Raw genomic sequence first — 25,805 nt, 5'->3', positions numbered from 1 at the left:
ATGTATGATGGACTGATGCTTCATGTATAGCGAGGTTGTAAATTCAAATCAAAGTGCAGGGTTATCTGCATGCCTGCTTATCGGGGTGATTGCGGTAACAGTTTCATGGTTTGATAGCTGGCCTGCTGAAAAAACGTGCTGTCTTTATAGACCGACCGATATCTGCCTTCCAGCCACATATCGGTTTGATCTCCGTAGTGGGTAGAGAGCGGATTACCGGACTGACCCGTAGGCAAAACGGAAAAACTGCGGCTGTTATTGGAGAGATCCACCACCAGCCGGATAGAGGGGCCCAGAAATACTTCAAACGGGGAATCCCAGCTGTACTCTGCTTTATTAATCGACATGGAGTGGCCATGGGGACTGTAGGGGCCTTTATTAAAAATGTTTTGAACAATCAGTTTCAGCGTTCCGGGAGCTTCCGGGTTTGCTGCTGCTTCACCCAGAAGCGGTGGCTTCAGCGTCAGCGAATTCACATTTTCCCAGCGCCAGTCATAGGGTTCATTGCCGAATCGTTCTTCAAGCTGTAAAATGGTTTCTCTCATACTTTGACGCACAATATCGGTCCTGTCTTCAGCTTCATCCGTTCGCACATTATTGAAGAATACACTGTTGTTGTCGATCATGCGGTGGATAATCCTGACCGGAAGATAACTAAGCGTCGAAAGTGTCTGATAAGCATGATCTCCCAGTTCATCCGACAGCGTGTTGTGTGCAACATTCAGATAGAAGAGATCAAATATGGTAGCCGCCGTAGAACTCGGCGTATAGTTGAAATCCCAGTTTTCAAGGTAGGATCGAACCTGTTCAAATTCCTCACTATCCGGTCCGCGCAGCATTGGCAGAATGTCTTCAGTGATTTCGCGAGCATGCTCCGAGTAGGCATCAAACTGCATTTGCTGAACAAACTCTTCCGTAATGAGGCTGTCTGTTCGCAGCAGCTGGCCTACTCTCATAATTCTTGAGGGAGGGGCCCAGAATGAGCCGATATAGTGAGTATAGCTGTCCGTATGGAGTTTATTATTAGAATGAGCCACATATCCCTGGTCCGGGTTCACCAGCCTCGGAAGTTCAGAATACGGTACCATGTTGCTCCACCTGTGTTCCGGATCAGAACCATTTCTGAATAAAAGCGGGTTGAAGTCTCGAATGGGAATAGCTCCTGCACTAAAAATGGCAATGTTGTTCTCCTTGTCTGCATAGGTAAAGTTCATCGCCGGGGCGCGAAATTCCTGAACGGCATCTTCGAACTCCTGCATCGATTCTGCATGATTCATGCGATAAACAGCCAGAGTCTCATGGCTCACCCGATGGCCTGTCCACGACATAGAAATAGTCTGGTTGATCGTCGTATCTGCATCTGATGCAATCAAATCGCTTACAATTGGACCGTTAACCGTTTCCCTAACTCTGAATAACTGATCATCTGAACCCTTCACACGAATGACTTCATTCCGTATCTGAAAAGGTTCACTAAGAGGCTCGCTGCCTGTTGCATCGGTGATATATCGATCCGGATTGCGATTGTCGGGCGTCTCAATAAAAAAGTCAGCCACATCGGCCATCATATTGGTAATAGACCATGCAGCATGATCGTTGTTGCCAAGTACCACAAAAGGCATTCCGGGTATGGTAGCGCCTGTAATGCGATGGCCGGGAACGGAGTAGTGTACTTCAAACCAGAAACCGGGAATACTAAGCCCCATATGAGGATCGCCGGCCAGAATGGGGTAGCCCGATTCGGTCCGTGAACCGTGTACGGCCCACGCATTGCTGCCAACCTGGGTTCCTTCCATAGAGAGGATTTTTTTTCTGCTGAATTCTTTCTCAATTAACGGCAGCATGCTGGCTGCAATATTGCGACTCTGCGAGTCATCCATTGTTGTAGGATAGCGGTCGTCATATTCGGGAAAAAGTTCCTGTAGCCTGGAGGCGGGTAGTGACTCTTCAAGGAACGCAAAGGTAAGCTCACTCCACCAGTGAATATTCTGATCCCACGCCATCAGGCGGGTCATTGCCAGGGAGTGTCTGACCGTCCACTCGATTGGTTCAACATCAAGCAGGGTGAACTGGAGCGGCAGATTGCGTCGGTTTTGCCTGACATATTCATTCACACCGTCAGCGTAGCTCTGAAGCAGACCTGTTAACCTCGGATCGGTTTCACTCTCTATTCGTCCTGCTGTTTCCCAGAATCCGAGAGTTCGCTGGTATTTATCCAGTTCAACCAGGTCTTCTCCAAAAAACTCTGCAAAACGGCCCTGCGCTGATATCTGGGAGAGTGTCATCTGCCAGAGACGTTCCTGTGCGTGTATATACCCGACGGCAAAATAAAGATCACGTTCGTTGTCCGCGTAAATATAGGGCACGCCGTACGAATCCCAGTGTATATCCACGGGGTCTTCAAGCTGTCGGGTTTCAATGGTTTCGGAGTAGTCGGGCAGGGGTTTAAAAAAGGTCCAGTATATGCCGATTACCGCAAAACCGGTCAGCACAAGAAAGATCAATAAGATTAGCCGTAAAATAGAACCCATGATAAAAATGCAGAGAGATGGAAATATGTGGCTGTTTGAATTGAAAATTCCCGTCAAAATACATACTCTCAAGGCCGAATGAAACGATGATTGATGAAATAAAAAATGGAGCTAACCAATGAGTGAAGTAAAGACTGTAGCCGTTATTGGCGGCGGTACCATGGGAAATGGCATTGTTCATGTATTTGCAATGAATGGATTTGATGTGAAGCTGGTGGAAACGAAGCAGGAGTTTGTTGACCGTGCCATGAACACTATCGACAAGAATTTAAGTCGGATGGTGAGCAAGGAGAAAATCAGTGAAAAAGACAGAAGCGAAGCGATTGATCGAATTCAGCCCCACCTCAATATTCCGGGTGCTGTTATGGAAGCTGACCTTATTATTGAAGCTGTTCCGGAAAACTTTGAACTGAAAAAATCAATTTTTGAAGAGGTTGACAAACATGCACCTGACCAGGCCATTCTGGCCAGCAATACATCCTCAATTTCCATTACAAAACTGGCAGCCGTTACCGGCCGGCCGTCGCGATTTATAGGAATGCACTTTTTCAATCCGGTACCGGTCATGAAGCTGGTGGAGGTAATTAACGGCCTCGATACCGACGAAGAGGTTACCAAAAGCATCATGAGTATTTCGGAAAAGCTGGGCAAAGTTCCCGTTCCCGCAAACGACTTTCCGGGTTTCGTATCCAATCGTGTTCTTATGCCGATGATCAACGAAGCGATTTTCTGCGTACATGAAGGCGTAGCAGAACCGGAGCATGTCGATCAGGTGATGAAGCTGGGCATGGCACATCCCATGGGGCCGCTGCGTCTGGCAGACTTTATCGGACTTGACGTCTGTCTCGATATTCTTAACGTACTGTACGACGGCTTCAAAGACCCCAAATACCGTGCGTGTCCGCTCCTGGTGAAGATGGTGGATGCAGGGAAGCTGGGCGATAAGACGGGAGAAGGGTTTTTTACGTATTAGTTTATTAGTCTTGAGTCTTGAGAAGTGAGAAGGCAGAAGGCAAAAGGCAAAAGGCAAAAGTGAAGGTATGATCCGGGCATCAACAAAGAACCACTTCCAACTAACCATTAACAATCGACAACCAACAACTAACAACAAGCCATTCCATGATCGACCTTCGTAGCGACACCGTAACCAAACCCACCCCTGGAATGCTGAATGCAATTATGGAAGCGGAAGTGGGAGACGATGTGTTTTCCGAGGATCCCACTGTGAATTCATTCGAACAGAAAATGGCCGGCATGTTCGGAATGGAAGCGGGGCTGTTTGTGCCAAGCGGTACCATGAGCAATCAGTTAAGCATTGCGGTATTGACCCGGCCGGGCGATGAAGTGATTATTGACGAACTGGGTCACGTTTTTAACTATGAATCGGGTGCGGCGGCGCACCTGTCATCGGTTCAGCTGCGTCCGCTCAAAGGCAAAAACGGAAAATTATCCAGGCAGCTGGCTGAAGAAGCTATTCGTCCAAAAAATGACTGGGACCCGCACACGCGCGTAATTGCTATTGAAAATACCACCAACAAAGGCGGGGGTGTATGCTATTCGCGGGAAGAGATGCTCGAGCTGAGCAACCTGGCTGATGAGCAGGGTATTTTTTTGCACCTTGACGGGGCGCGTATCTGGAATGCCATTATTAAAACAGACATCGAGCCGGAGTTTTTTGGTTCCATTGCCGATACAATCTCAATCTGTTTCAGCAAGGGACTCGGCGCTCCGGTTGGATCCATGATGCTGTCTTCGGCTGATCACATTGCCAAAGCACGACGTTTCAGAAAAATGTGGGGCGGGGGTATGCGCCAGGTGGGCTTGCTTGCAGCTGCGGCCGATTACGCCGTGGAGCATCATTTTCCTCTATTGGAGGAAGATCACCGTCGCGCCAGGTTATTTGCGGAAGCCGTAGACGAAAACCCTTCTTTTCAAATTGACCTTTCATCAGTTGAGACCAACATTGTTATTTTTGACGTGAAGAGCGCAATGGCTGAGGATGTTCTTACTGAATTCTCTGATGCAGGTGTCGGCATAATTCCTTTTGGCCCAAAAACGATCCGGGCTACTTTTCATTTTCAGGTTGGGGATGCAGAGCTGGAAAAGGTGATCGAAGTGGTCAGGGGATACGGCAATTGAAGTACAGTTGATCGCATGCCGGGCAGAGATCCTGCAGATTGACGCCGACATTTTTTAAACGGCCGCCAACTAAAAGGTTTTCCGGACATCAATACCGCTACTTCGATAAGTAAAACCGTTCGAGCTTAAAAGTTGAACCCGTCGTTTCGCTGCTTTCCCATCCGGCCCCTGGGTCAAGCTATCCCTTCTTACATTATCATTTCCTGTTCGCCTGAAATCTTTTTCCGATGCGGCTGATGTCTAAAAAGAAGAGCTATTTTCGTCCTGAAAACGGCTTGAAGAGAAGAAAATCATCCATGAATCACCATTATTCAGGGAAATCCCTATGGTTTTTTTGGATCATAATAACGGATATTACATAAACTGAATGTCAATTATTGGGCAGAGTTACTCTATGGGCTTTAAAAATTACGTATTTGTCGGTCTACTTTTGCTTATCTCTTCTCTGCTTACCGGATATGGCCTATCCAATACGCAAGTTCATCCGGAAACCGATCCGATACCTTTTGAAGAGTTCTCTCAAACGTTACAGGGAGTTGACGAAACCATTGAGATGGTTCCGGTACCCGGCGGTCTATTTGCCATGGGTTCAGATGGAGGCGATGGCATACATGAAGTTGAAGTAGACTCGTTCTGGATCAGTAAATTTGAAATCTCCTGGGATTTGTACAATCAATTTGCGAATGCCAGTCCGGAGGATCTGAGGAGAGAGGTGTTCAAGACGTTTTATGGCGTGGATATCGATGCAGATGCCATCTCTTCACCTACCATGACCGAAGAATTGCTTGAGGTGCTTCGTGAGGCTGATATCCCCACTGATGTCATTTCCACACCATCTCCCTCATGGGGCGACTTAACGCGTGGAATGGGAACAGATGGCTATCCCGCCGTAAATGTGACCCACTTTGCCGCATATATGTTTACGAAGTGGCTGACGGTCAAGTCCGGAAAATTTTATCGGCTGCCCACCGAAGCTGAGTGGGAACTGGCCTGCCGCGGGGGTATAGAGGGTGAGGGGCACCCGGGAGAGGTAGATCAGTACGCATGGCACAGAGAAAACAGTGATAGAAAATATCATCAAACCGGCAGTAAAGAGCCCAATTCGCTGGGTATTCACGACATGCTTGGAAATGTTGCAGAATGGACCTTTGACCAGTTTCATGAAGCCTATTTTCAGCATCTAGAAGATGAACCTGCGGTAAACCCCTGGTTCAGGCCCGACGAACTCTACCCCCGTTCAGTAAGGGGTGGATCGTGGATGGATAGCAAAGAACAGGCCGGTTGTTTTGAAAGAAGAGGATCGGATCCAAACTGGAAACGAGATGATCCGCAGCTCCCGAAAAGCCTTTGGTGGCATACGAATGCTTTCAACATTGGAATAAGGGTAGTCATGCCTGAAAATCAACCTGAATCGGCAGAAGAGATGGAAAAATATTGGATTGAGGCCATCCAGGACTACAACTAAAATCGCAATAGGTTAAATCTAAAACGAAAGGTAGCAGGCATGGAAACAAAAGATATTTTCAAACAAGGAATAAGCCGGCGTGATTTCATGAGAAAAACGACACTTGCAGCAGGAGGGGGATTTATTCTAAGCTCGCTTCCCGTCGGACAAAGTGCATATGCTGCAGGGAATGATACTTTAAAGCTGGCAGTAATTGGATGCGGGGGAAGAGGAACAGGTGCCGCCAACCAGGCCCTAAATGCCGATCCGGGTGTAAAAATTGTTGCCCTTGCCGATCTGTTCAGAGACAGGCTTGATTCTTGTTACGATACGCTGGCACAGCGCCATCTGGACTCAGGAAGGCTGGATGTGCCCGAAGAGCATAAATTTGTGGGCTTTGATGCATACAAAGACGCAATTGCCCTGGCCGATGTGGTCATTTTGACTGCTCCTCCGGGATTCCGTCCCGCACATTTTGAAGAAGCCGTTAAAGCGGGTGTTCATATGTTCTGTGAAAAACCCATCGCAACGGATGCGCCGGGCGTGAGGCAATTCATGGATGCTGCCGAAATTGCAAGAGAAAAGAAATTGAATGTTGTTATCGGCCTTCAGCGCAGGTATCAGAACAATTACCGCGAAGCCTTCAAACGTATTTCTGATAATGCGATTGGAAAGATCATTTCAGGACAGGTGTACTGGAATGATGCGGGCGTATGGGTTCGCCATCGAAATCCGGGTATGTCGGAAGTGGCTTATCAGGTTCATAACTGGTTCTATTTCACATGGCTTGCAGGGGATATGCTGCTCGAACAGAATATTCACAACATTGACATAGCCAATTGGTTCATTGGAGAGTACCCTGTTTCAGCACAGGGAATGGGCGGCCGTGAGGTCCGAACCGGAAAAGAGTACGGGCAGATATTCGATCATCATTTTGTTGAATACACCTACCCCGGCGGTGCGGTGATTTCCGCACAGTGCCGCCATCAGAAAGATACCTTTTCAAGGGTCGCTGAGAATCTGATGGGAGCGCGGGGAACCGTTTCTCTTGACAGCGGGCATAACGCCGTTATCCGTGATTATAACGGTATACTGAGGTATGAGCACGATGGTTTTAATGATCCAAATCCATATCAGCAGGAGCATGACGAACTTTTCGGTGCCATCCGAAGGGGAGACGTAATTGATGATACGGATTATGGAGCAAAAACAACTATGACGGCTATAATGGGCAGAATGGCTACATATTCAGGAAAGTTTATGACCTGGGATGAAGCAATCAATTCAGATGCGCAGTTAATGCCTGATTATGTTGGCTGGGATATGGAACCCCCGGTAAGGCCCGATGAAAACGGATTCTACCCGGTTCCGGTACCCGGAGTTACAGAGCCTCACTAAAGCGGCAGGGTAATTAATAGCGTAGTTCCACAAAGGGAGTCATGAGGGGCGATTCAAAGTTATCGTACTATGAGTCACCCCTCATTTGTAAGGTGGGGTCGATGTGATTAACTGCACTATTCTCAAGGTTTCATTTTTAAAAAAGTTGATTCATTGTCCTTTAACTGCAAAGGTTCGCCCATGGCACAATCACTCCTCCAGGCGTGAGGCGGTAATCCCATCAGGGGGAGTCTTTCCTTGCACTTCGGAAGCCCACGGAGTGAGACTTTTCAAAAATCTTTCATATCAAACTCACCCCGGTAGGAGAATGTTTAATCCAGAAAACGGTCAAAACCTGCGGTTGTCCACTCTTCAATTTCTCCTTCCCGCGACCTGAAAATAATTGCTTCCGCGTTGTCAATTCCGTTGATAAGTCTCAGGCACTGGTCGGGCAGCATCAGCGTACATGCTGATGCAAGGGCGTCGGCTACCATCCCGTCTTCTGAAATTACGGTAGCCTGAATTCTAAATGTTGACCCCAGTCCGGTTTTTGGATTGATAATATGTGAATAGCGTACTCCTTCAAATTCCAGAAACTGGAACATATCACCGGATGTTGTAATAGTTTTGTTATGCAACTTCAGCGATGCCGTTGAATTTTTATCTGCCGCGGTACTCTTTGGTACGGCCACGGTCCAGCTCTCCCGGCCGGGAGGTGGAGCGGATACCGTAATATCTCCCCCCGCATCTACCAGTGCCGATTTGATGCCAAACTCCTTCAGTTTTTCTATGGCTTTATCTGCTGCATAACCTTTGGCAATTCCTCCCAGATCAAGCTGCATGCCTCTTTTATTTAAACGCACTGATCTTGTCTGTTCATCAAATTCCAGGTGTTGATATCCGACTTTCTTAAGCAAACGCTCCAGTTTCTCATCATCCGGCGGTTCCGGTTCAGCCATCATTCGAATATATCTCCACTCATGGGTTAATGGACCCATTGTAACATCAAACAGCCCATTTGTCATCTCCGAAAGCTGTCCAGACGTTTGAAGCAAACCATACAAGTCCTCGTTGATGCTGACCCACTCTCCGGAGCCTGATTTTTCAGAAACCAGGTTCACTTCGCTGGTTGCAATGTAATCGCTCATTAATTGATTCAGCTCTTCAATTCTGTCAAATGCTGCCTCTGAGGCGCGAATGGCCAGAGCTTCATTCCCGGCGTAAAGAATAATGTTAACCTGTGTTCCCATATGACGGGAATCGAACGTGTAGCGCTGCAGCTCCTGGGCAAAACCAGGCAGAAGAGTTGCTAAAAGCAGGCAAATTGCGCCAAAAAATCCGGTAATAAGGTATCTGATCAACTTCATTCAATAAACATATGTAAATCCTTTAATCTTGTCAGTGTCAACTTTGCAACTCTTTTGAGTTAATCATTCGTCAGAGGTATTAAAGAACTGGTGAACCGGCCAATTATAGCTATTCAGGTACCGCAATCCCTCCTGAAAGCAATTGCTTATTGAGTCAGGCGGCAAATCATCGGATGAAGGTGCGCTCAACCGGTGATGATCGAACAAATGTTCCTATCGTACTTTGCCCCTGGACTTCGGGACGTTAAAAAAACTTTTTGAATTGCCCGATGGCCGTATTAACAAAAATGATAATTTTTTGTTAACCGCCATTCTCTCCTCTCTGTGTTATATTTTATAATGCATGTATACAAGTATATGACGTGCAACGAGCCTGTACTATTTCACCTTTCAATCCTCATTTAACCTCTTTTAATGCCATGAAACGGATTTCATTTTTGATCTGTCTCTCCCTGATTCTCCCTTTAACAGTTAACGCACAACCCTGGTACGGCAAGCCTCAAGTCGTGGGGGCAGGTGCGGGCGGGGATCAAATATCCGGAGTGGTATTCAATGATCTGAATCAAAACGGATTGTTAGATAGGGGAGAACCCGGTGTCGGGGACGTGCTGGTTTCAAACGGACTGAACTGGACGTCTACGGATGAATCGGGCAGGTACGAAATAGGAGTGAGGGAGGACATGAATCTCACCATTGTGCAGCCATCCGGCTGGCGTGTTCCGACCGATCAGCGGATGGTTCCGCAATTCTTCTACATTCACAAGGAGGGAGGAACAGGATACGACATGCGTTTTGGCGGGCTTCCGGATACGGGTCCGGCACCTTCTGAAATTAACTTTCCGCTTCACCGGGATGGCGCTGCAGGTGAGGAGTTTACATGCGCAGTGCTGGGCGATACGCAGACATACTCCAATGAGCAGGTATCATGGCTTCGCGATGGTGCGCTTTCCGATATTCTGGATAACGGTTTGAAACCCGGAGACTGCATGCTCTACCTGGGTGATGTAGTGGGGGACGATCTGGGACTGCTTGACCGTATTCTGGAGCTCGGTTCGGTGAATAATGTACCGCAGTGGATGGTACTGGGTAACCACGATATTGATTTTGATGCCCGTACCAATGCCGACAAGGCAGACAGCTGGAGAAGGATTTACGGGCCTGACTATTATGCCTTTGAAATGGGGAACGTACTTTTCGTCGTGCTCGACAACGTGTACTACCCATGCGGAGAAGAAGATGTTGCCATGGGGCGAACACACTGCGGGCAGGGCAGGTCTACCTATAACGGCCGTCTTACGGAGACCCAGTTTCAGTGGCTTGACGAACTGGTTCAGCGTACCCCGGAAGATCGTTTAATCGTTGTAAATACGCATATCCCCCTTATCTCATTTGCAGACGGTACAAGCGGTCAGCACCAGACGGATGAGCTTCACCGGTTGCACGCCATTCTGGAAAACCACGAAGCGCTGTCATTTTCGGGGCATACCCACACAATGGAAAATCACTCACCCGGACAGCTTTTTAACGGCTGGACGGAACAGACCGGCATAGGTCCTCTGCCGTTCCGCCATATCATTGCGGGAGCAGCCTCCGGTGCCTGGTACCAGGGTGACTTTACCGTTGAAGGCGTTCCCATGGCGCTGATGCGGCTGGGTGCACCCATGGGGTATCTGCATGTGGAATTTACAGGTGCGGATTACAGAGAGCGGTATGTAGGCGCGGGGGTCGATCCTGAAAGAGGACACTGGATCGGTGTGAATACACCTGCTTTTCGACAGTGGTTTAACCGCATTATAGAATGGAACAGATCAAGTGCGGAAAACCGCAATCCGATTCCTCCGTATTCCATCAATGATTTGCCCGATACAAAAATAGTGACTCCCGGCGACATTGAGGAGGGAGTTTGGCTGACGGTCAATGTCTGGGCAGGTTCCGCTGAGACGGAAGTGAAAGCTATTTTACCTGGTGATCAGCGTTTAACCATGGAGCGTACGCAGAGCGGTGAGGGGGAGTCTCCCAAAACGGGTGCGCAATGGGCCGACCCGTTTGCGGCTGCCCGGCAGCTTTCCGTAGCGCGTTATGCCTACGAAAGTACCATGGGACCGGAGCGGGCTCAGGGCCAGGAACTGTTCCGCGGATCGAATATGGGACCTGCTGCTCCCCGGCCTCAAAGCTCCATTGCGTTAAGTAATATGCATCTCTGGAGGGTTCAGCTTCCCGAACTGCCGCTGGGTGTGCATCCGATTGAAGTTGTGATTACAGACCGGCACGGAGAAGTCAGCACAGACAGAATAACCATCGAAGTCAGGGAGAGTCACCCGCCACGATACTGGCGAAATGAGCTCTGGGATTAAGTTTCTCTTGCATGATATGAAATGCCACCCGGAAATTTAGAAAGCGGCGCTTTAAATGATGGTTAGGTGTAAGTCCGGGGATTCATCGGATGAAGCGAATTCATCCGATGAAGGGGACCTCATCCCATCACTTCACGTGATCGGATGAGTTTGTTGGGGCAATGATTCCTGAGAGGGGCAGATTCATTGTCGGAATTCTGGGAAAGCCACAAGTACTCGCTTTTTGAATTAGCTGCCAGGCAGATTTACCAAAACTTACCGATCTCATTTTTAAGTCTGGCAATAAAATTTACTCCCGAGAACCATCCTAGAATTGCACATACTGCAAGGAATGCCAGAAAGAGGATGTTATCAAATAATAAGATGACAGATCCCGTAGGGTTAAAAATAAAAAAGATGACCTGAACGAGAACTATCCCCAATATGATTGCATATACGGAATAAAAAAATCTATGCGCAATTGATGGCTCATCAGTGAGGGAATCCTCATCAATGTTAATTTCCGAACGATTTTTTTTATTTGGGACCATGTATTGCAGATATCTCGAGTTAATGACCTTTGAAATCATAGCCTTTTCCGATGAATCATCAAAGCAAACAATTACAGTACATTGCAAGGATATGTTTCATCGAATGACGCGAAATCATCCGATGAAGCATTATACATATTTCTCCGCGCCCTTTGCGCCTCTGCGGTGAACCCTCTACGTAGTGTACTCCGCGTTGATTCTCACATACTCATACGAGAAGTCAGAGCCCCAGCCAACGGCTTCCTCATCACCCTGATTCAGGTCGACCACGATGATAATGGTGGAGGAGTTCATCACTTTAAGCAGTTTCTTTCGTACACCCTCAACAGGCTGGGCTTGCTTAAGAACCGGATATAAACTGTTCATTTCGGTTCCCAGAAAGAGATCCAGCTTGTCCGGATCGAAATTAACGCCTGCTCGTCCGGCCGCAGCGATAATTCGTCCCCAGTTGGGGTCCGAACCGAATATGGCTGTTTTCACCAGATTGGAATTGGAGACGGTGCGTACAATTTGCCTCGCATCTTCTTCCGATTTGGCTCCATTCACCCGGTATTCGATCAATTTTGTGGATCCTTCCCCGTCGGAAACAATCAATCGTGCCAGGTGCGCACAAAGATCCGTCAGGTTGGATACAAACAGATCATAGTTGGCATCCTTCTTATTTATTTCCGGGTTGCCCGCTTTGCCGTTGCACATCACAGATACCATATCATTCGTAGAGGTATCCCCGTCCACAGTGATCATATTGAATGATTTATCGACGGCTGTTCGCAGTGCCTCATCAAGCAATTTTGAAGTTATCGCAATATCGCAAACAATGAACCCCAGCATGGTACCCATGTTGGGATGAATCATCCCGGACCCTTTCGCAATTCCGGCCATGTTTATTTCTATTCCTTCGATATTGAAGGACGTGAATCCTTCTTTGGCAAAGGTGTCTGTGGTTAGAATCGCATTGGCAGCCAGTGAGCCCGCAATGTCACGGCTTGAAAGTTTCTTAGCGCTTTCCCGTATCCCACTGAGCACCTTGTCAGTAGGGAAGGGCTCCCCTATCAGACCTGTGGAAGCTACGATCACTGAGTTGACCGGAATCTTCAACTCTTTTGCTGTTGTTTCGGCCATTGCCACGGCACCTTCCATGCCTTTTGTACCCGTACATGCATTTGCATTGCCGGAGTTGATCACAAAAGCCTGGGCTTTACCGTTTTTAATGTGTTTTCTGCTGAGTTTGATCGGCTCCGCACACACCACATTGCGTGTAAATACGGCTGCTGCAGAAGCAGGTACATCCGAATAGATCAGCGCCAGGTCTCGACGTTTGGATTTGATTCCCATATGGGCGCCCCAGCAGGTAAAACCGCGGACGTGGGTGATGTTTTTAAGCATGATATCAGGTTTCAGGCTACAGGCTACAGGCTACAGGCTACAGGTTCGATTACCCTGCGGCTTGTTGCTTGCCGCTTATGGCTTATTATGGATTTAACGGAATGTGCTGCAATCCGGTCGATTCGATCAGCCCGAACATGATATTCATATTCTGAACGGCCTGACCGGCAGCACCCTTCATAAGGTTGTCGATAGTGGATACAGTTATAATTTTATTGGTGCGTTCATCATAGGTTACATGCACATCGCAGTAGTTTGATCCGCGCACGTGCTTCAGCAGTGGCGGACGGTCGACAACCCTGATAAAATGTTCTTTTTCAAAAACCGAGTAGAACAGCTCTTCAACCATCTCTTTGCTTACCTCTTTTTTGGGCGTGGAGTAGGTTGTTGTGAGGATCCCCCGATCGATCGGCAGCAAATGCGGTGAAAACAGCACTTCGGTCGTGTAACCCGTGTAGTTGTGAATGACGGATTCGATCTCAGGTGTATGCCTGTGGCTTGTGAGTCCATAGGCGGAGAAATTTCCAAAAAGATCGGGAAAATGCGTTCCGGGTTTGGCTTTCGCACCGGCACCGGTTACTCCCGACTTGGAATCCACAACGATTCCGGAGGTCTGGATCATATCATATTTAACGAGCGGTGTAAGCGGCAGGATAGCCGAGGTTGGGTAACATCCGGGATTTGCCACCAGCCGTGCGTTGCGGATTTCATGCCGGTAAAGTTCCGGCAGGCCGAAAACGGCATTCTCAAAGTACGTTTCTGCCACGTGCTTCTTTTTATACCACTTCTCATACACTTTCTTGTTGGGTAATCGAAAATCACCGGAGAGGTCAACGGTAAGAAATTTATCTAAACCGTGTTCCTTCACAAAGCTCATGGATACACCGTGGGGAAGGGCCAGAAATACAAGATCCAGGTCGTAATCACTGATATTATCGGAAGATTCAAGCCTGATGTCAGAAATATCAAGAAGGTGCGGATGAATGTCGGTAATACGTTTGCCCGCATGCGTTTCACTGGTTACGCATTCAATGGTGATGTCCGGGTGGTGGATTAAGAGTCTCAGAAGCTCTGATCCCGTATATCCGGTTGCGCCGACGATTCCTACTTTAAATTTGGGCATGGGGGAAAACTAGTATTGGGTAATGAGTAATGAGTAATGAGTATTGTGTAGTGAGTGAAAAGGCAGAGGGCAAAAGTGAAAAGGGTTGGAAGCCTAAATAGGTATCGCACTATTCGATAGCACCTTTCAACCAATTGAGAACTGACTGCTAACATCTTTTGCCTTTTCACTTCTCACTTTTCACTTCTGCCTTTTCACTCTTTCCACTTCCTTGATCGATTCCACAAGCACTTCAATCACTTTATCGATCTCCTCCTTGCTCATAATGAGTGGGGGTACGAGACGGATTACCACATCGGATGCGCAGTTTGAAAGTACGCCCCGTTTCATCATTTCCACAACAACGTCTGCCCCGGGGAAGGAGAGCTCCACGCCGATCATCAGTCCGAGTCCGCGAACTTCACGAATGGCAGGCCAGTTTATGGAAAGGTCGCGCAGGCGGGTCATCATGTACTCGCCTCTGACCCTGGCCATGTCACAGATATCCTCATCCTCGATCACTTTCAGGGTTTCAAGCGCAGCGGCACATGCAAGCGGATTCCCGCCATAGGTGGTGCCGTGGTTTCCATAATCGAATGCTTTCGCAAATTGCTCGCGCGCAATAACGGCCCCGATCGGGAAGCCGGAACCCAGTGCCTTGGCGGAAGCCACAATGTCGGGCTTCACATCGTAATGCTGATAGGCAAACATTTTGCCGGTCCGCGCAATACCGCATTGCACTTCGTCCAAAATCATGGGAATATCATGCTCGTCACAAATCTCACGTACCTTTTTCAGATACTCTTGACTCACAGGCCGGATTCCTCCTTCACCCTGCACGGGTTCGAGGATAATTGCAACTGTATGTTCATTCACCCGATCCTCAAGAGCGTTCGCGTCATTAAAGGGAACCCGCTCAAAACCGGAGGGCATGGGGGCAAATCCGCTTTGATACTTGTCCTTGCCCATGGCAATGGTACCGAGTGTTCGTCCGTGAAAGGAGTTTTCCATGGAGAGGATGGTTCCCGTCTTTCCTTTATTAAAGGAATACTTTCTGGCCAGCTTGATGGCGCCCTCAACGGCTTCCGCACCGCTGTTGCAGAAGAATGCGCGGTCGAGTCCGGACATTTTTACAAGTTTCTCGGCCAGGTTGCTCTGGGGTTCGTTGTAGTAAAAATTGGATACGTGGATGAGCTTGCCGGCCTGCTTCTGAATGGCTTTTACGATTCGCGGATGACTGTGGCCCAGGCTATTGACAGCAATGCCGGCCAGGGCGTCGATATACTCGTTGTGCTCATCGTCCCATACTTTACATCCCTTTCCTTTAACAAGGGTCAGAGGGTATCGTTTATACAGATCAAAATGATACTTTTCAGCTTTTTTCTGAGCAGGCTGCTTACCGATCAGGGTCTTTGCAGCCTTAAATACTTTGCCGGGGATGTTTGTTGGCATGGTTTAAAATTCGATTTTATTAAAGTGAATCAAATGAAATTCCAAATAACAAGCACCAAATTCCAATGTCTTCATTCCATTAAGGCTGTTTGGAATTTGGAATTTGGGATTTGGAATTTTTACTGATTGTGGTTCCAACTTTGTCAGTGCCCTTGAATATACGCAATAAATTCCCCTCTTTCGTTCCATTGACGATGTGGGCTGATTTTACGCCTTTCTCAATGGCGATCAGGCAGGCTTCTATTTTTGGGATCATGCCACCCTGAATTACAGATCCGAAAAGAGACCGTGCTTCGGCCGGGGTCAGGCTCTCGATGATCGAGTCTGGATCTTTTACATCCCGCAGAAGTCCGTCGATATTGGTGAGTGCAATAAATTTGTCAGCCTGAAGTGCACCGGCAAGATGACCCGCAAACATATCGGCATTGATATTAAAGCTGTGGCCGTCTTCACCTGCCGACACAGGGGAGATCACCGGAAGGTACCCGGCTGCGGTAAGGGTTTGTACCAGGGACGTATCTACAACATCAACGTCGCCCACAAATCCAAGATCGAATTCCTCACCGTTTTCGGTGTGTTTTCGCTTTTTGGCTTTCACCATGCCGGCATCCCTGCCCGAAATGCCAACCGCCTTCACACCAGCCTTATTCAAGAGGCCAACCAGTTCCTTATTTACGGCACCGCTGAGGGCCATCTCTACATATCGAATAGAGCGCGCATCCGTCTTGCGGTGGCCGCCTATAAACTGTGATTCTGTGCCCGTATCATCCAGCAGCTGCTGGATCTCAATGCCGCCGCCGTGGATAATAACGGGATGAAAGCCACGGTGATGCAGATCGCAAACCTGGGATATGATGGATTTTTTGGTGCTTTCATCAACAAGAGCGTTGCCGCCTACCTTGATGCAGATTATGGGTGTGGATTTATCCGTCTTCCGGACAGATTGTTGGGTCACGATCAGGGAATAAATGTGATAGCTGCGTATGAGTGGCTAAAGATAAGGAAAAGGATCACCTATTCGAATTAACCGCAGATCTGCATCATTTTACTATTTAAAAATGAAAACACCCTGCTTCTCAGCGATTGAGCAGAGCTTTCAACTCCTTCAGATCTTCTTCCATGACAGCAGAACTATGCTTTTCAGTTTGGTCAATAAGATATGCGATGGATGTACTGTCCTGATACGTAAATGTGTTACGATGCCTCACCATCGCCTGAAAGGCCGGCAAATCGGTCAGCGGTTCATTAAAACGACCCGCATTTTTCAGGGCAATGTGGCGGTACAGATTTTCATATCCGGTCCAGAAATGGTTATTCCCAAACACGTCCCGGTACATCTCCTCACTTTCAAGTAGTTTTTCAGATGACCTGTCAAACTCTTTTCTCTGAAAATGAAATCTGCCGATCACACTGATTGCACGGGCGGTTCGCCAGTGATCCCCAAATCTTTGTTGGGTGAGAGAAGCTTTGTTTTCAAGGACCACCAGTGTTTCTTCATGCTTTTCCTGAGCGCTTAAAGTTCCAGCCAGGTTGTTCATGATCATCAATATGTGGGGATGGTCCTCCCCATACAGATCTGCTGCTGTACGAAGTGCACGCCGGTAGTGCTCCTCAGACTCTGCATAGCGCTCCAATACGCGATTCAGGTATCCCAGATTATTCAAGGTGATTACCAAATCTTCATAGTCATCGATATTATTTTCTTTCAGTCCATCCAGAACATCCGTATAAAGTTCTTCCGCTTCCCGATAACGATTTTGAGCGCGAAGATTCATTGCTAAATCTGTTTTGATAGTCCGGTTGTTAGTTGCGGTATTTCCATATTCATCATTTATTTTCATGGCTTTATGAAACCAATGTTCGGCATCCTCCGGGTCTCCGATCTGGGTGCGTGATCTGCCAAGTCCACTATAGGTGCTCCGAAGAAGTCGCCAATCCTTTTCAGTTAATTGATCAAGAAGCCCATATGAACGTTCGAAAAAGTAGTTGGCGTATTCAAAATCCCTCATGGCCAGATATAAAAAGCCCAATTGATTGGCTATGGTTACCTGTCTTACATCATCGTCCGGAAAATGAGTCTGAGCCAGTGAATCCGCGCGATGGATCAGTCTTTCAGACTGTTCATAGCTTCCCAGTTTGGAATAAGCCCCGCTCATTGCAACCAGCAGATCGGACTGAAGTGCGGGCTGACTGTTCAGGTTATCAACTCTTTGCATACCTTGGTCGAGCAGTTGAAAGACCGTCAGAGTATCCTCAAAATTCCGGCTTGGATTTGCAGATGAAAAGATATCGGTCATAAAGGCGGTTACCGTCTGTGCTTTTTCAGCCTCCAGCTGTGCGATATTTCGCTCTTCGGTAAGCTGTGATATATGGTAAACCAGAAAAAATGTGATGAGAACCAGGAAAAGACTGCTGGTTCCGACAAGCTGCCGGTTTCTGTTCACATATTTCCATGAACGATAGGAGAGGGTAGATGACCTGGCTGAAACCGGACGGTGTCTCCTGTAGTTATCAAGGTCGGTCAAAAAGGCATCCACGGATTGGTACCGATCGTCCGGTTTCTTTTGCATCGCTTTGCCGACCACGGCGTCCAGATCGCCTCTCAGATCACGCTTAAGGAGTTTGGAATCCATGGTTAGAGAGGGTGGCGGCGGGACATATTCCGCAATCACGTTTGATGCTTTTGCAAAGCTCAATGTTTTCGTCTTTGCGAAGGGTTGAATGCCGGTGAACAGCTCATAGAGTACGACGCCAAGCATGTACACATCCGTAGCGGCCGTAATTTTATCCTGCCGCACCTGTTCGGGCGCAGCATAGAGAAGTGAAAGAATCAGTTCCTTTTTTTCATCCTGCGAAACGGACGATTCGGTATTTGCGGGATCCACCAGTTTGGCCACGCCAAAGTCCAGGACCTTGACGGTTCCTTCCCCGGTTACAAAAATATTATCCGGTTTGAGATCGCGGTGAATTACGAAGTGGTTATGTGCGTAGCGAACGGCTTCACACACCTGTTCAAAAAGATCCAGAATATCATGAAGGGACAGGTCGTTTTCACGGACGTATTTGTGGATGGGAACGCCATCCACGTACTCCATTACCAGGTAGGGGCGTTCATCTTCGGTCATTCCGCCATCATAGAGCCTGGCGATATTCGGGTGTTCCAGAGATGAAAGAATGCGCCGCTCTTTGTAAAATCGGTCAATATTCTTATCAGAATGCAGTTCGTTGCGCAGCACCTTGATGGCTACCCTTCGGGAGAACTGTCCGTCATTCCGCTCCGCAAGATAAACATGCCCCATCCCGCCCGATGCAATCCTGTCCAATATTGTATAGCGGCCAATTTTTTCCGGATTGACGCTCTCATCATCAGAGAAACCGGGTTTGGTTGACATATAATCGTCTGCTAAAATCCGGTTGGATTGCAATAAATCGCTCCAAAGCCCCTCCGATTTACTGATCGATTCTAAAAAGCGTTCTACCTGTATACGGGTTTCTTCGTCATTTTTGCAAACCGATTGAACGAAATCCATACGTTTCTCCTCAGGCAGTTCAAGTGCCTGATCTACGATCGACGTTATGGTATGCCAGTTTTTAGGTTCCATCGAAGCGGATTTACATGGAAAACTGTCTTATATAGAATATTGCGACAAAAAATCCGTGACTGTATCAGTCAACGCACATTTTTAATTTTCAATCAATCCGACTGCTCCTGTAATTTACCATAGAGCCATCCTCTTGCTTTCAGCCAGTCGCGGTTTGCGGTGCTGGGTGAGATGCCCAGGCTGTCGGCGGTGTCTTCAATACTTAAGCCTCCAAAAAAGCGGAGTTCAACCACAGCTGCCATTCGCTCATCCAGCTTTTTAAGTTCCTCAAGAAGCTCATCGAAAAGAATTATTTGCTCGGCATGATTTTCAATATGGATCTCCTGCATGTCCATATTTTGGATTGAGTATTCACCGCCGCGTTTGAGGGCCTTTTTTTTGCGGGCATAGTCAACCAAAATCTGGCGCATTGATTTGGCCGCAATGGCGTAAAAATGGGTTCTGTTCTGATAGTCCGGATCTGGATAATCAATCATCTTTTCATACGCTTCATGAACCAGCTCGGTTTTGCATAGCGTATGCGTCTGATATTCTCGGTTTAGCTGAACCTGTGCGAGTCTCTTCAGCTTTTCATACACCATCGGATAGAGCTCCTCAAATGCAGCCTGATCTCCTTTGCCGACTCGCTTCAGCAGCTGTGTAATTTCCATAATGGCCTTTTGATGAATACTCAATTTTCAATCTGCGAAAACGGATGCCAACCCTATTAAGAATAATCGGCTAACCCGATTTCCATAGTAAAAAAATTACACGGATTAACAAACTGCGGCTGTACAGATAGGTATTAATAATTATTCCGATTCAATGATGTGCATATAAACAGTTGAAAAATAGTACTATAGGTTTCTAATATAATGAAGGATTTTTATTAAAAGGGTTCCTCTTTTTAAAATTTGGCTGTACAGCGTGATATGATTCAGGAGTTTTTCCCGCATGTAGGTATAGGGGTTGAGCAGTGATATTACACCTTTCCGTTTCGTGTGTTAACCAGATCATAACATATAATAAGATGACAAATTTGTCTGTTAGTCTCAGTAATCAGTATGCAGTCACCATTTCAAAAAAGTTAGTGAGATCTTTTGCACTCCTGTTAGCAATGGTTCTCACAACGATGGGTGCGGCCGTTGCACAGAATACGTATACCGTTACCAATACGGATGATTCGGGTACCGGTTCATTCAGGTGGGCCGTTGATCAGGTGAATGCAGACGCAAATCCGGCAATTATTGCATTCGACATCACTGGAACCGGGCCGCATGTGATTCAGCCACAATCTCAGTATACATCCTTCACGAATTCGGTTACTGTTGACGGAACAACCCAGACTGGATATGCGGATGGTGCCCCGGTCATTGTTTTTGACGGCAGTTTAACAACGGATACTCCTGCTCTGGTTTTCACCAATTCTGCAGATAACAGCATCGTGAGAGGTCTCTCCATTATTAACTTTGATAGTTTTGCAATCCGGCTGGTGGGTGGAGGCAGCACAATAGAGGGAAATTTCATCGGTCTTGACGCAGACGGAAACGTGGCAGGAAACGGAACCGGTATCAGCGTGACCAGCACAACAGGTAATCAAATTGGCGGTACAAACGCATCGCAGAGGAATGTGATTTCGGGCAATAATATCGGGATTGACCTGGAGGCGGGCAGCGGACAGAATGTGATTGAGGGCAACTATATCGGAACCACCTCGGACGGATCGGCCTCAGCCGGAAACAAGTTTAATCTGCAGATCAGAGGATCGTCCAATAATACGGTTGGAGGCAGTACTGCGGCACAAAGAAATGTTATTTCCGGGGCATTTTTTGAACAGGTGGACGGACAGAATGAAGGTGGAAGCGGGATTGTAATTACCAGTGGTTTTCTTTCTCCAGACAATCGCATTCTCCCCACCGGCAATACCGTTCAGGGAAATTATATCGGAACGGATGTAACCGGTACCGTAGCATTGCCAAATGAGAGGGCAGGTGTACTGTTGCTGTTTGGAGCAACCGAAAACAAAATCGGGGGCAGTGCCGCGGGTGAGGGCAACCTGGTCTCAGGGAATGGTTTGTACGGCATTTACCTGCAGGGAAGCCTTGAAGCACCCGTCGAATCCAACGATATCGAAGGCAATATTATTGGACTGAACGCCTCAGAAACAGCAGATCTTGGCAACACCGCTGGTGTATTTTTATGGGGAGAGAATAACAGCAACACAATTGGTGAAACAACAGCCGGCTCTGCAAATATTATAGCCGGTAACAGCAGCACGGGTGTCGTACTGTTTGAGGGCGGTACCGGAAATTCGGTAATTGGCAACAGAATTGGATTAAACAGTTCGGGGGATCCTTTCGGAAACGGTGGAAGTGGGGTCGATATTGAAGGAAGCAGCGGTAATTTTATCGGCGGTACGCTCGCAGGTCAGGGAAATATCATTGCCAACAATACCCTCGATGGGGTGGAAGTGACAGATTCCGGCGGTATTCTGTCGCTGAACAATTCAATTCTGGGCAATCAAATTTATGCAAATGGCGGTATCGGGATCGACCTGGCCGGCGACGGCATTACGCAAAATGATGACCTGGATACGGATTCCGGACCGAATAATCTGCAGAACTCTCCGGACATCTCTGCCTATAGTCTGAGCAGTGACCAGCTTTCCATTACTTATTCACTTAATTCCGACCCTGCAAATACAGCCTATCCGGTCAGGGTTGAGTTTTTCCGGCCAAGTACGGATTTCACCCAGGCAAGAACCTATCTGGGGTCCGATAGTTATACGTCGACGGATTACAGCAGCGGCAATAAATTTGTCACGATTACGCTGCCTTCACCGGGTGATTTCGGTGACGGAGATCTGCTTGTGGCAACTGCAACGGATGCAGCCGGGAACACGTCTGAGCTATCGGCCGCTGTTACCGGAACTTCTCTATTCGTTGTAACCAATACCAACGATTCGGGAGCCGGATCGCTAAGAGAGGCGATGACGCTATCAAACTTTTCTCCTCAGGCTTCAACCATTCAATTCAATATACCAGGCGACCCGCCCTATTCCATAGCACCCAATTCACCGCTACCAACTCTGAATAAACCGGTTACCATTAACGGAACCTCACAGCCGGGTTACTTTGACGGATCCCTTGAACCGACTCCTGTTATTGAGATAAACGGAACGAATGCGGGAACGGCCTCGGGATTGGAACTGAATGGAGGTAATTCAAACGTTTTGGCATTGGTGATTAATAATTTTTCAGGAAATGGAATTGAGATTCAACAAAACGGTGGAAATAGCATAGTAGATAACTTTATAGGAACAACATCATCGGGTGATGCTGCTGCTTCGAATGGATCAGCAGGCGTTTTTATTGACAATGTTCCAAATAATGAAATTGTAGGAAATCTGATATCAGGAAATAATTCAGGGATATTTCTGCAACTTGCAGGTGCAACGGGTAATGTTTTACAGGAGAATATAATCGGACTGGATCTGGCAGGAAATACAGCCATTCCAAATGAAGTGGATGGAATCCGTTTGGGCAATGGTCCCAATGGAAACGAGATTGTTGATAACCTTATTTCCGGAAATGGCGGAAACGGAATATACATATTTGATATCCTGGGTTTCGGCACTTCGAACAACAATGTATCAGCCAACAGGGTTGGGACAAACGCACTCACAACGTCAAGAATACCGAACTTCAGAGACGGCATTCGAATTGAGCAGTCCGGCAATAACCAGATTAATTCAAACGTGTTGTCCGGCAACGACAGCAATGGACTTGAAATCAATGGGTCTCAAAGTACAGGGAATGTGGTTACGGGAAATATCATAGGGTTGGGAAGTGATGGAGTGACAAAGGTTTCCAACCGGTTTTCCGGGGTAGCTCTTGTAGATGCGGTGAACAATACCCTTGGCGGTGACGACACGTCTTTCGGGAATCTGATATCCGGAAATGGCGGGATATTTAATGCCACATTGTTTCGTGGAGGTGGAGTTCTAATCAGCGGTACCGCCAGCGGAAACGTCATTCAGGGTAATTTCATCGGTACCGATCTGAATGGTGCGCCTCAGGCGGATACCGGGAACTTCAGTGATGGGATAAAAATACAGCAGGGTGCCAGCAACAATATCATCGGATTGGATGAAACCGGGGCCGGTTTGAGAAACATCATCGCCGGTAACGGTGAAATCGATGAAAGCGGGGTCACCGTTGTGGATAATAATTCATTAAACAACCGCATTTCAGGTAACTCTATTTTTGGAAATCTGACTACCGGTATTGACCTGGGGGGCGACGGTACCACGGATAATGATGCTGATGATTCCGTAACAGGACCCAACAACCTGCAGAACTTTCCGGTATTGACATCGGCAGTGTATGATGGTGCAGTCTCTCAACTGACGTCCACGTTCTCTGTTCCGTCAGATCCCGCCAACTCAGATTATCCGCTTCGCATAGAATTCTACAAAAACAGTGGAAACAGGCAGGGAGAGGTCTATTTAGGTTCAGCACAATATGAAACAGCGGACTTTGGATCGGAAAAAGAAGTTGCGGTATCGCTGACAGCGAATGATTTAATTTCAGAAGGAGATCAGGTTACGGCACTGGCCATTTCGTCAACCGGAAATACGTCCGAATTCGGCGGCACCGTTCTGGTTGAAAGCGCACTTACGGCACCCAATGCTCCTGTATTGGCAACACCGTCCGATAATGCCACCGATGTGGCGGTCGCTCCGCTGTTCTCCTGGCAGGCTTCGGCCGATGCGGCAACTTATGAGATCCAGGTATCGACAGCTTCAGATTTTTCCTCCACGGTGGTTAATGAAACCGGGGTCACCGCGATCGAATTCCAGGCGCCACAGCTGGCCTATTCAACCGGCTACTTCTGGAGGGTCCGTGCTGTGAATGAAGCGGGACAAAGCGACTGGAGCACGGTCTGGAGCTTCACCACGGAAGCTGAACCACTAAGTCCGCCGGAAGTAGTCACACTGAGCAGCCCGTCCGATAACGCCTCCGATGTAGCAGTTGCTCCACTGTTCACCTGGCAGGCCTCGGCCGATGCAGAAACCTACGATATCCAGGTATCCACGGCCTCAGATTTTTCGGGCACCGTGGTCAATGAGACCGGTATTGCTGCCACGGAATTTCAGTCGCCGCAGCTGGCCTATTCAACCGGCTACTTCTGGAGGGTCCGTGCTGTGAATGAAGCGGGACAAAGCGACTGGAGCACGGTCTGGAGCTTCACCACGGAAGCTGAACCACTAAGTCCGCCGGAAGTAGTCACACTGAGCAGCCCGTCCGATAACGCCTCCGATGTAGCAGTTGCTCCACTGTTCACCTGGCAGGCCTCGGCCGATGCAGAAACCTACGATATCCAGGTATCCACGGCCTCAGATTTTTCGGGCACCGTGGTCAATGAGACCGGTATTGCTGCCACGGAATTTCAGTCGCCGCAGCTGGCTTATTCAACCGGCTACTTCTGGAGAGTCCGGGCGGTAAACGCATCCGGTCAGAGCGACTGGAGTACAGTCTGGAGCTTTACCACAGAGGCCGAGCCGCTAAGCCCACCGGGTGTTGTGACCCTAAGTGCACCTAGTGACGCAGCAGTCGACGTGACCATCAGTCCGACGCTTAGCTGGCAAGCCTCTACTGATGCAGCCAGCTATATCGTGCAGGTATCACTGACCAGTGACTTTGCTGCACCCATTATAGATCAAAGCGGAATCACGGCTTTAGAACTGACCGTTTCTGATCTGGCCTACGAATCCCAGCACTTCTGGAGAGTACGAGCGGTTAATGCTTCCGGGCAAAGTGACTGGAGTACGGTCTGGAGCTTTACGACCGAAGCCGAGCCGTTGAGTCCACCCGGGGTAGTGACGCTGAGTTCACCGGCTGATGGGGCAACAGATGTATCGGTATCGCCTCTGTTTACCTGGCAGGCGTCCACCGATGCAGAAACCTATGATATCCAGGTGTCCACGGCCTCAGACTTTTCGAGCACCGCGGTCAATGAGACCGGAATAGCTGCCACGGAATTCCAGGCTCCGGCACTGTCGTATTCCACTGGATACTTCTGGAGGGTGAGGGCGGTCAATGCAGCCGGCCAAAGCGACTGGAGTACGGTCTGGAGTTTTACCACTGTAGCAAATCAACCACCGGTTGCCAACGATGATAGTTACACAACACGGCCGGGCACAGATTTGATTGTGGATGCTGCCACTGGCCTGCTGGCCAATGACACGGATCCCGATGGGGACCCGCTTACCGTGCAGTCGATCGAAGCACCGGTAAACGGGGTAATAAATATTGCCACCGACGGGTCATTCGAATACACACCGGATGCAGGGTTTACAGGTACCGAAACCCTCACATATACCATCACTGACGGGACGGCTACTGCAACAGGCACCGTGACCATTGCTGTGGAGAACCAGCCTCCGGTTGCCAACGATGATAGTTACACAACACGGCCGGGCACAGATTTGATTGTGGATGCTGCCACCGGCCTGCTGGCCAATGACACGGATCCCGATG

Annotated in this window: 14 protein-coding genes; 6 read left to right on the top strand and 8 right to left on the bottom strand. The window is 48.2% G+C overall.

Annotated elements, in window-relative coordinates:
* Positions 1-77 precede the first annotated feature (77 nt).
* A complete protein-coding gene (locus DDZ15_RS05170) occupies positions 78-2,504 on the bottom strand; it encodes a penicillin acylase family protein (protein ID WP_158278622.1) in 2,427 nt (808 codons plus the stop codon).
* 145 nt (positions 2,505-2,649) lie between these two features.
* On the opposite strand from DDZ15_RS05170, the gene DDZ15_RS05165 reads away from it, so the two are divergent.
* The 4 genes from DDZ15_RS05165 to DDZ15_RS05150 all read left to right on the top strand — a co-directional run bounded on the left by DDZ15_RS05165 (position 2,650) and on the right by DDZ15_RS05150 (position 7,512).
* Positions 2,650-3,504 (top strand): 3-hydroxyacyl-CoA dehydrogenase family protein, encoded by an 855-nt coding sequence (locus tag DDZ15_RS05165; RefSeq protein ID WP_109645814.1) that lies wholly within the window; start codon positions 2,650-2,652, stop codon positions 3,502-3,504.
* 146 nt (positions 3,505-3,650) lie between these two features.
* A complete protein-coding gene (locus DDZ15_RS05160; RefSeq protein ID WP_109645813.1) occupies positions 3,651-4,670 on the top strand; it encodes a threonine aldolase family protein in 1,020 nt (339 codons plus the stop codon).
* Between the two features lie 367 nt (positions 4,671-5,037).
* Complete coding sequence (locus tag DDZ15_RS05155) at positions 5,038-6,135, top strand: formylglycine-generating enzyme family protein (protein ID WP_109645811.1); 1,098 nt, start codon at positions 5,038-5,040, stop codon at positions 6,133-6,135.
* Positions 6,136-6,174: 39 nt separating this feature from the next.
* A complete protein-coding gene (locus DDZ15_RS05150) occupies positions 6,175-7,512 on the top strand; it encodes a Gfo/Idh/MocA family protein (RefSeq protein WP_109645809.1) in 1,338 nt (445 codons plus the stop codon).
* Positions 7,513-7,823: 311 nt separating this feature from the next.
* Here the strand turns inward: DDZ15_RS05150 and DDZ15_RS05145 are convergent, their stop codons facing one another.
* Positions 7,824-8,858 (bottom strand): FAD:protein FMN transferase, encoded by a 1,035-nt coding sequence (locus DDZ15_RS05145; protein ID WP_109645807.1) that lies wholly within the window; start codon positions 8,856-8,858, stop codon positions 7,824-7,826.
* Between the two features lie 419 nt (positions 8,859-9,277).
* Here DDZ15_RS05145 and DDZ15_RS05140 point away from each other — a divergent pair, with 419 nt between their 5' ends.
* On the top strand, positions 9,278-11,212 hold the full coding sequence (locus DDZ15_RS05140; RefSeq protein WP_109645805.1) for a calcineurin-like phosphoesterase C-terminal domain-containing protein: 1,935 nt from the start codon (positions 9,278-9,280) through the stop codon (positions 11,210-11,212).
* A 704-nt stretch (positions 11,213-11,916) separates the two neighbouring features.
* Here the strand turns inward: DDZ15_RS05140 and argJ are convergent.
* From argJ to DDZ15_RS05105, 6 genes are all read right to left on the bottom strand, one after another.
* Positions 11,917-13,128: a bifunctional glutamate N-acetyltransferase/amino-acid acetyltransferase ArgJ gene (gene argJ, locus DDZ15_RS05130; RefSeq protein ID WP_109645801.1), complete on the bottom strand. Its 1,212-nt coding sequence runs from the start codon at positions 13,126-13,128 to the stop codon at positions 11,917-11,919.
* Positions 13,129-13,213: 85 nt separating this feature from the next.
* Complete coding sequence (argC, locus tag DDZ15_RS05125; protein WP_109645799.1) at positions 13,214-14,251, bottom strand: N-acetyl-gamma-glutamyl-phosphate reductase; 1,038 nt, start codon at positions 14,249-14,251, stop codon at positions 13,214-13,216.
* Between the two features lie 180 nt (positions 14,252-14,431).
* The gene (locus DDZ15_RS05120) at positions 14,432-15,682 is read right to left on the bottom strand and encodes an aspartate aminotransferase family protein (protein WP_109645797.1); all 1,251 of its coding nucleotides are present in this window, start codon (positions 15,680-15,682) and stop codon (positions 14,432-14,434) included.
* A gap of 79 nt (positions 15,683-15,761) precedes the next feature.
* Positions 15,762-16,637, bottom strand: a complete 876-nt coding sequence (gene argB, locus DDZ15_RS05115; RefSeq protein WP_158278621.1) for an acetylglutamate kinase — start codon at positions 16,635-16,637, stop codon at positions 15,762-15,764.
* Between the two features lie 121 nt (positions 16,638-16,758).
* Entirely contained in the window at positions 16,759-19,284 is a 2,526-nt protein-coding gene (locus tag DDZ15_RS05110) for a serine/threonine-protein kinase (RefSeq protein WP_109645793.1), read from the bottom strand.
* A 92-nt stretch (positions 19,285-19,376) separates the two neighbouring features.
* Positions 19,377-19,934, bottom strand: coding sequence for an ECF-type sigma factor (locus DDZ15_RS05105; RefSeq protein WP_109645791.1), 558 nt, complete (start codon positions 19,932-19,934; stop codon positions 19,377-19,379).
* 446 nt (positions 19,935-20,380) lie between these two features.
* Between DDZ15_RS05105 and DDZ15_RS05100 the strand changes: the two genes are divergently transcribed.
* A partial coding sequence (locus DDZ15_RS05100) for a glycoside hydrolase family 78 protein (protein WP_199222889.1) occupies positions 20,381-25,805 on the top strand: 5,425 nt, incomplete at its 3' end.

The organism is Rhodohalobacter mucosus, assembly GCF_003150675.1.
In the GTDB taxonomy this organism is placed as follows: Bacteria; Bacteroidota; Rhodothermia; order Balneolales; family Balneolaceae; genus Rhodohalobacter; species Rhodohalobacter mucosus.
Note: the sequence above shows the minus strand (reverse complement) of the source record. Positions and strands in the feature narration are given on the sequence as shown.

Coding starts and splice junctions, on each gene's coding strand:
- DDZ15_RS05165 (WP_109645814.1), top strand. CDS start 2,650: ATGAGTGAAGTAAAGACTGTAGCCGTTATTGGCGGCGGTACCATGGGA.
- DDZ15_RS05160 (WP_109645813.1), top strand. CDS start 3,651: ATGATCGACCTTCGTAGCGACACCGTAACCAAACCCACCCCTGGAATG.
- DDZ15_RS05155 (WP_109645811.1), top strand. CDS start 5,038: ATGTCAATTATTGGGCAGAGTTACTCTATGGGCTTTAAAAATTACGTA.
- DDZ15_RS05150 (WP_109645809.1), top strand. CDS start 6,175: ATGGAAACAAAAGATATTTTCAAACAAGGAATAAGCCGGCGTGATTTC.
- DDZ15_RS05145 (WP_109645807.1), bottom strand. CDS start 8,858: ATGAAGTTGATCAGATACCTTATTACCGGATTTTTTGGCGCAATTTGC.
- DDZ15_RS05140 (WP_109645805.1), top strand. CDS start 9,278: ATGAAACGGATTTCATTTTTGATCTGTCTCTCCCTGATTCTCCCTTTA.
- argJ (WP_109645801.1), bottom strand. CDS start 13,128: ATGCTTAAAAACATCACCCACGTCCGCGGTTTTACCTGCTGGGGCGCC.
- argC (WP_109645799.1), bottom strand. CDS start 14,251: ATGCCCAAATTTAAAGTAGGAATCGTCGGCGCAACCGGATATACGGGA.
- DDZ15_RS05120 (WP_109645797.1), bottom strand. CDS start 15,682: ATGCCAACAAACATCCCCGGCAAAGTATTTAAGGCTGCAAAGACCCTG.
- DDZ15_RS05110 (WP_109645793.1), bottom strand. CDS start 19,284: ATGGAACCTAAAAACTGGCATACCATAACGTCGATCGTAGATCAGGCA.
- DDZ15_RS05105 (WP_109645791.1), bottom strand. CDS start 19,934: ATGGAAATTACACAGCTGCTGAAGCGAGTCGGCAAAGGAGATCAGGCT.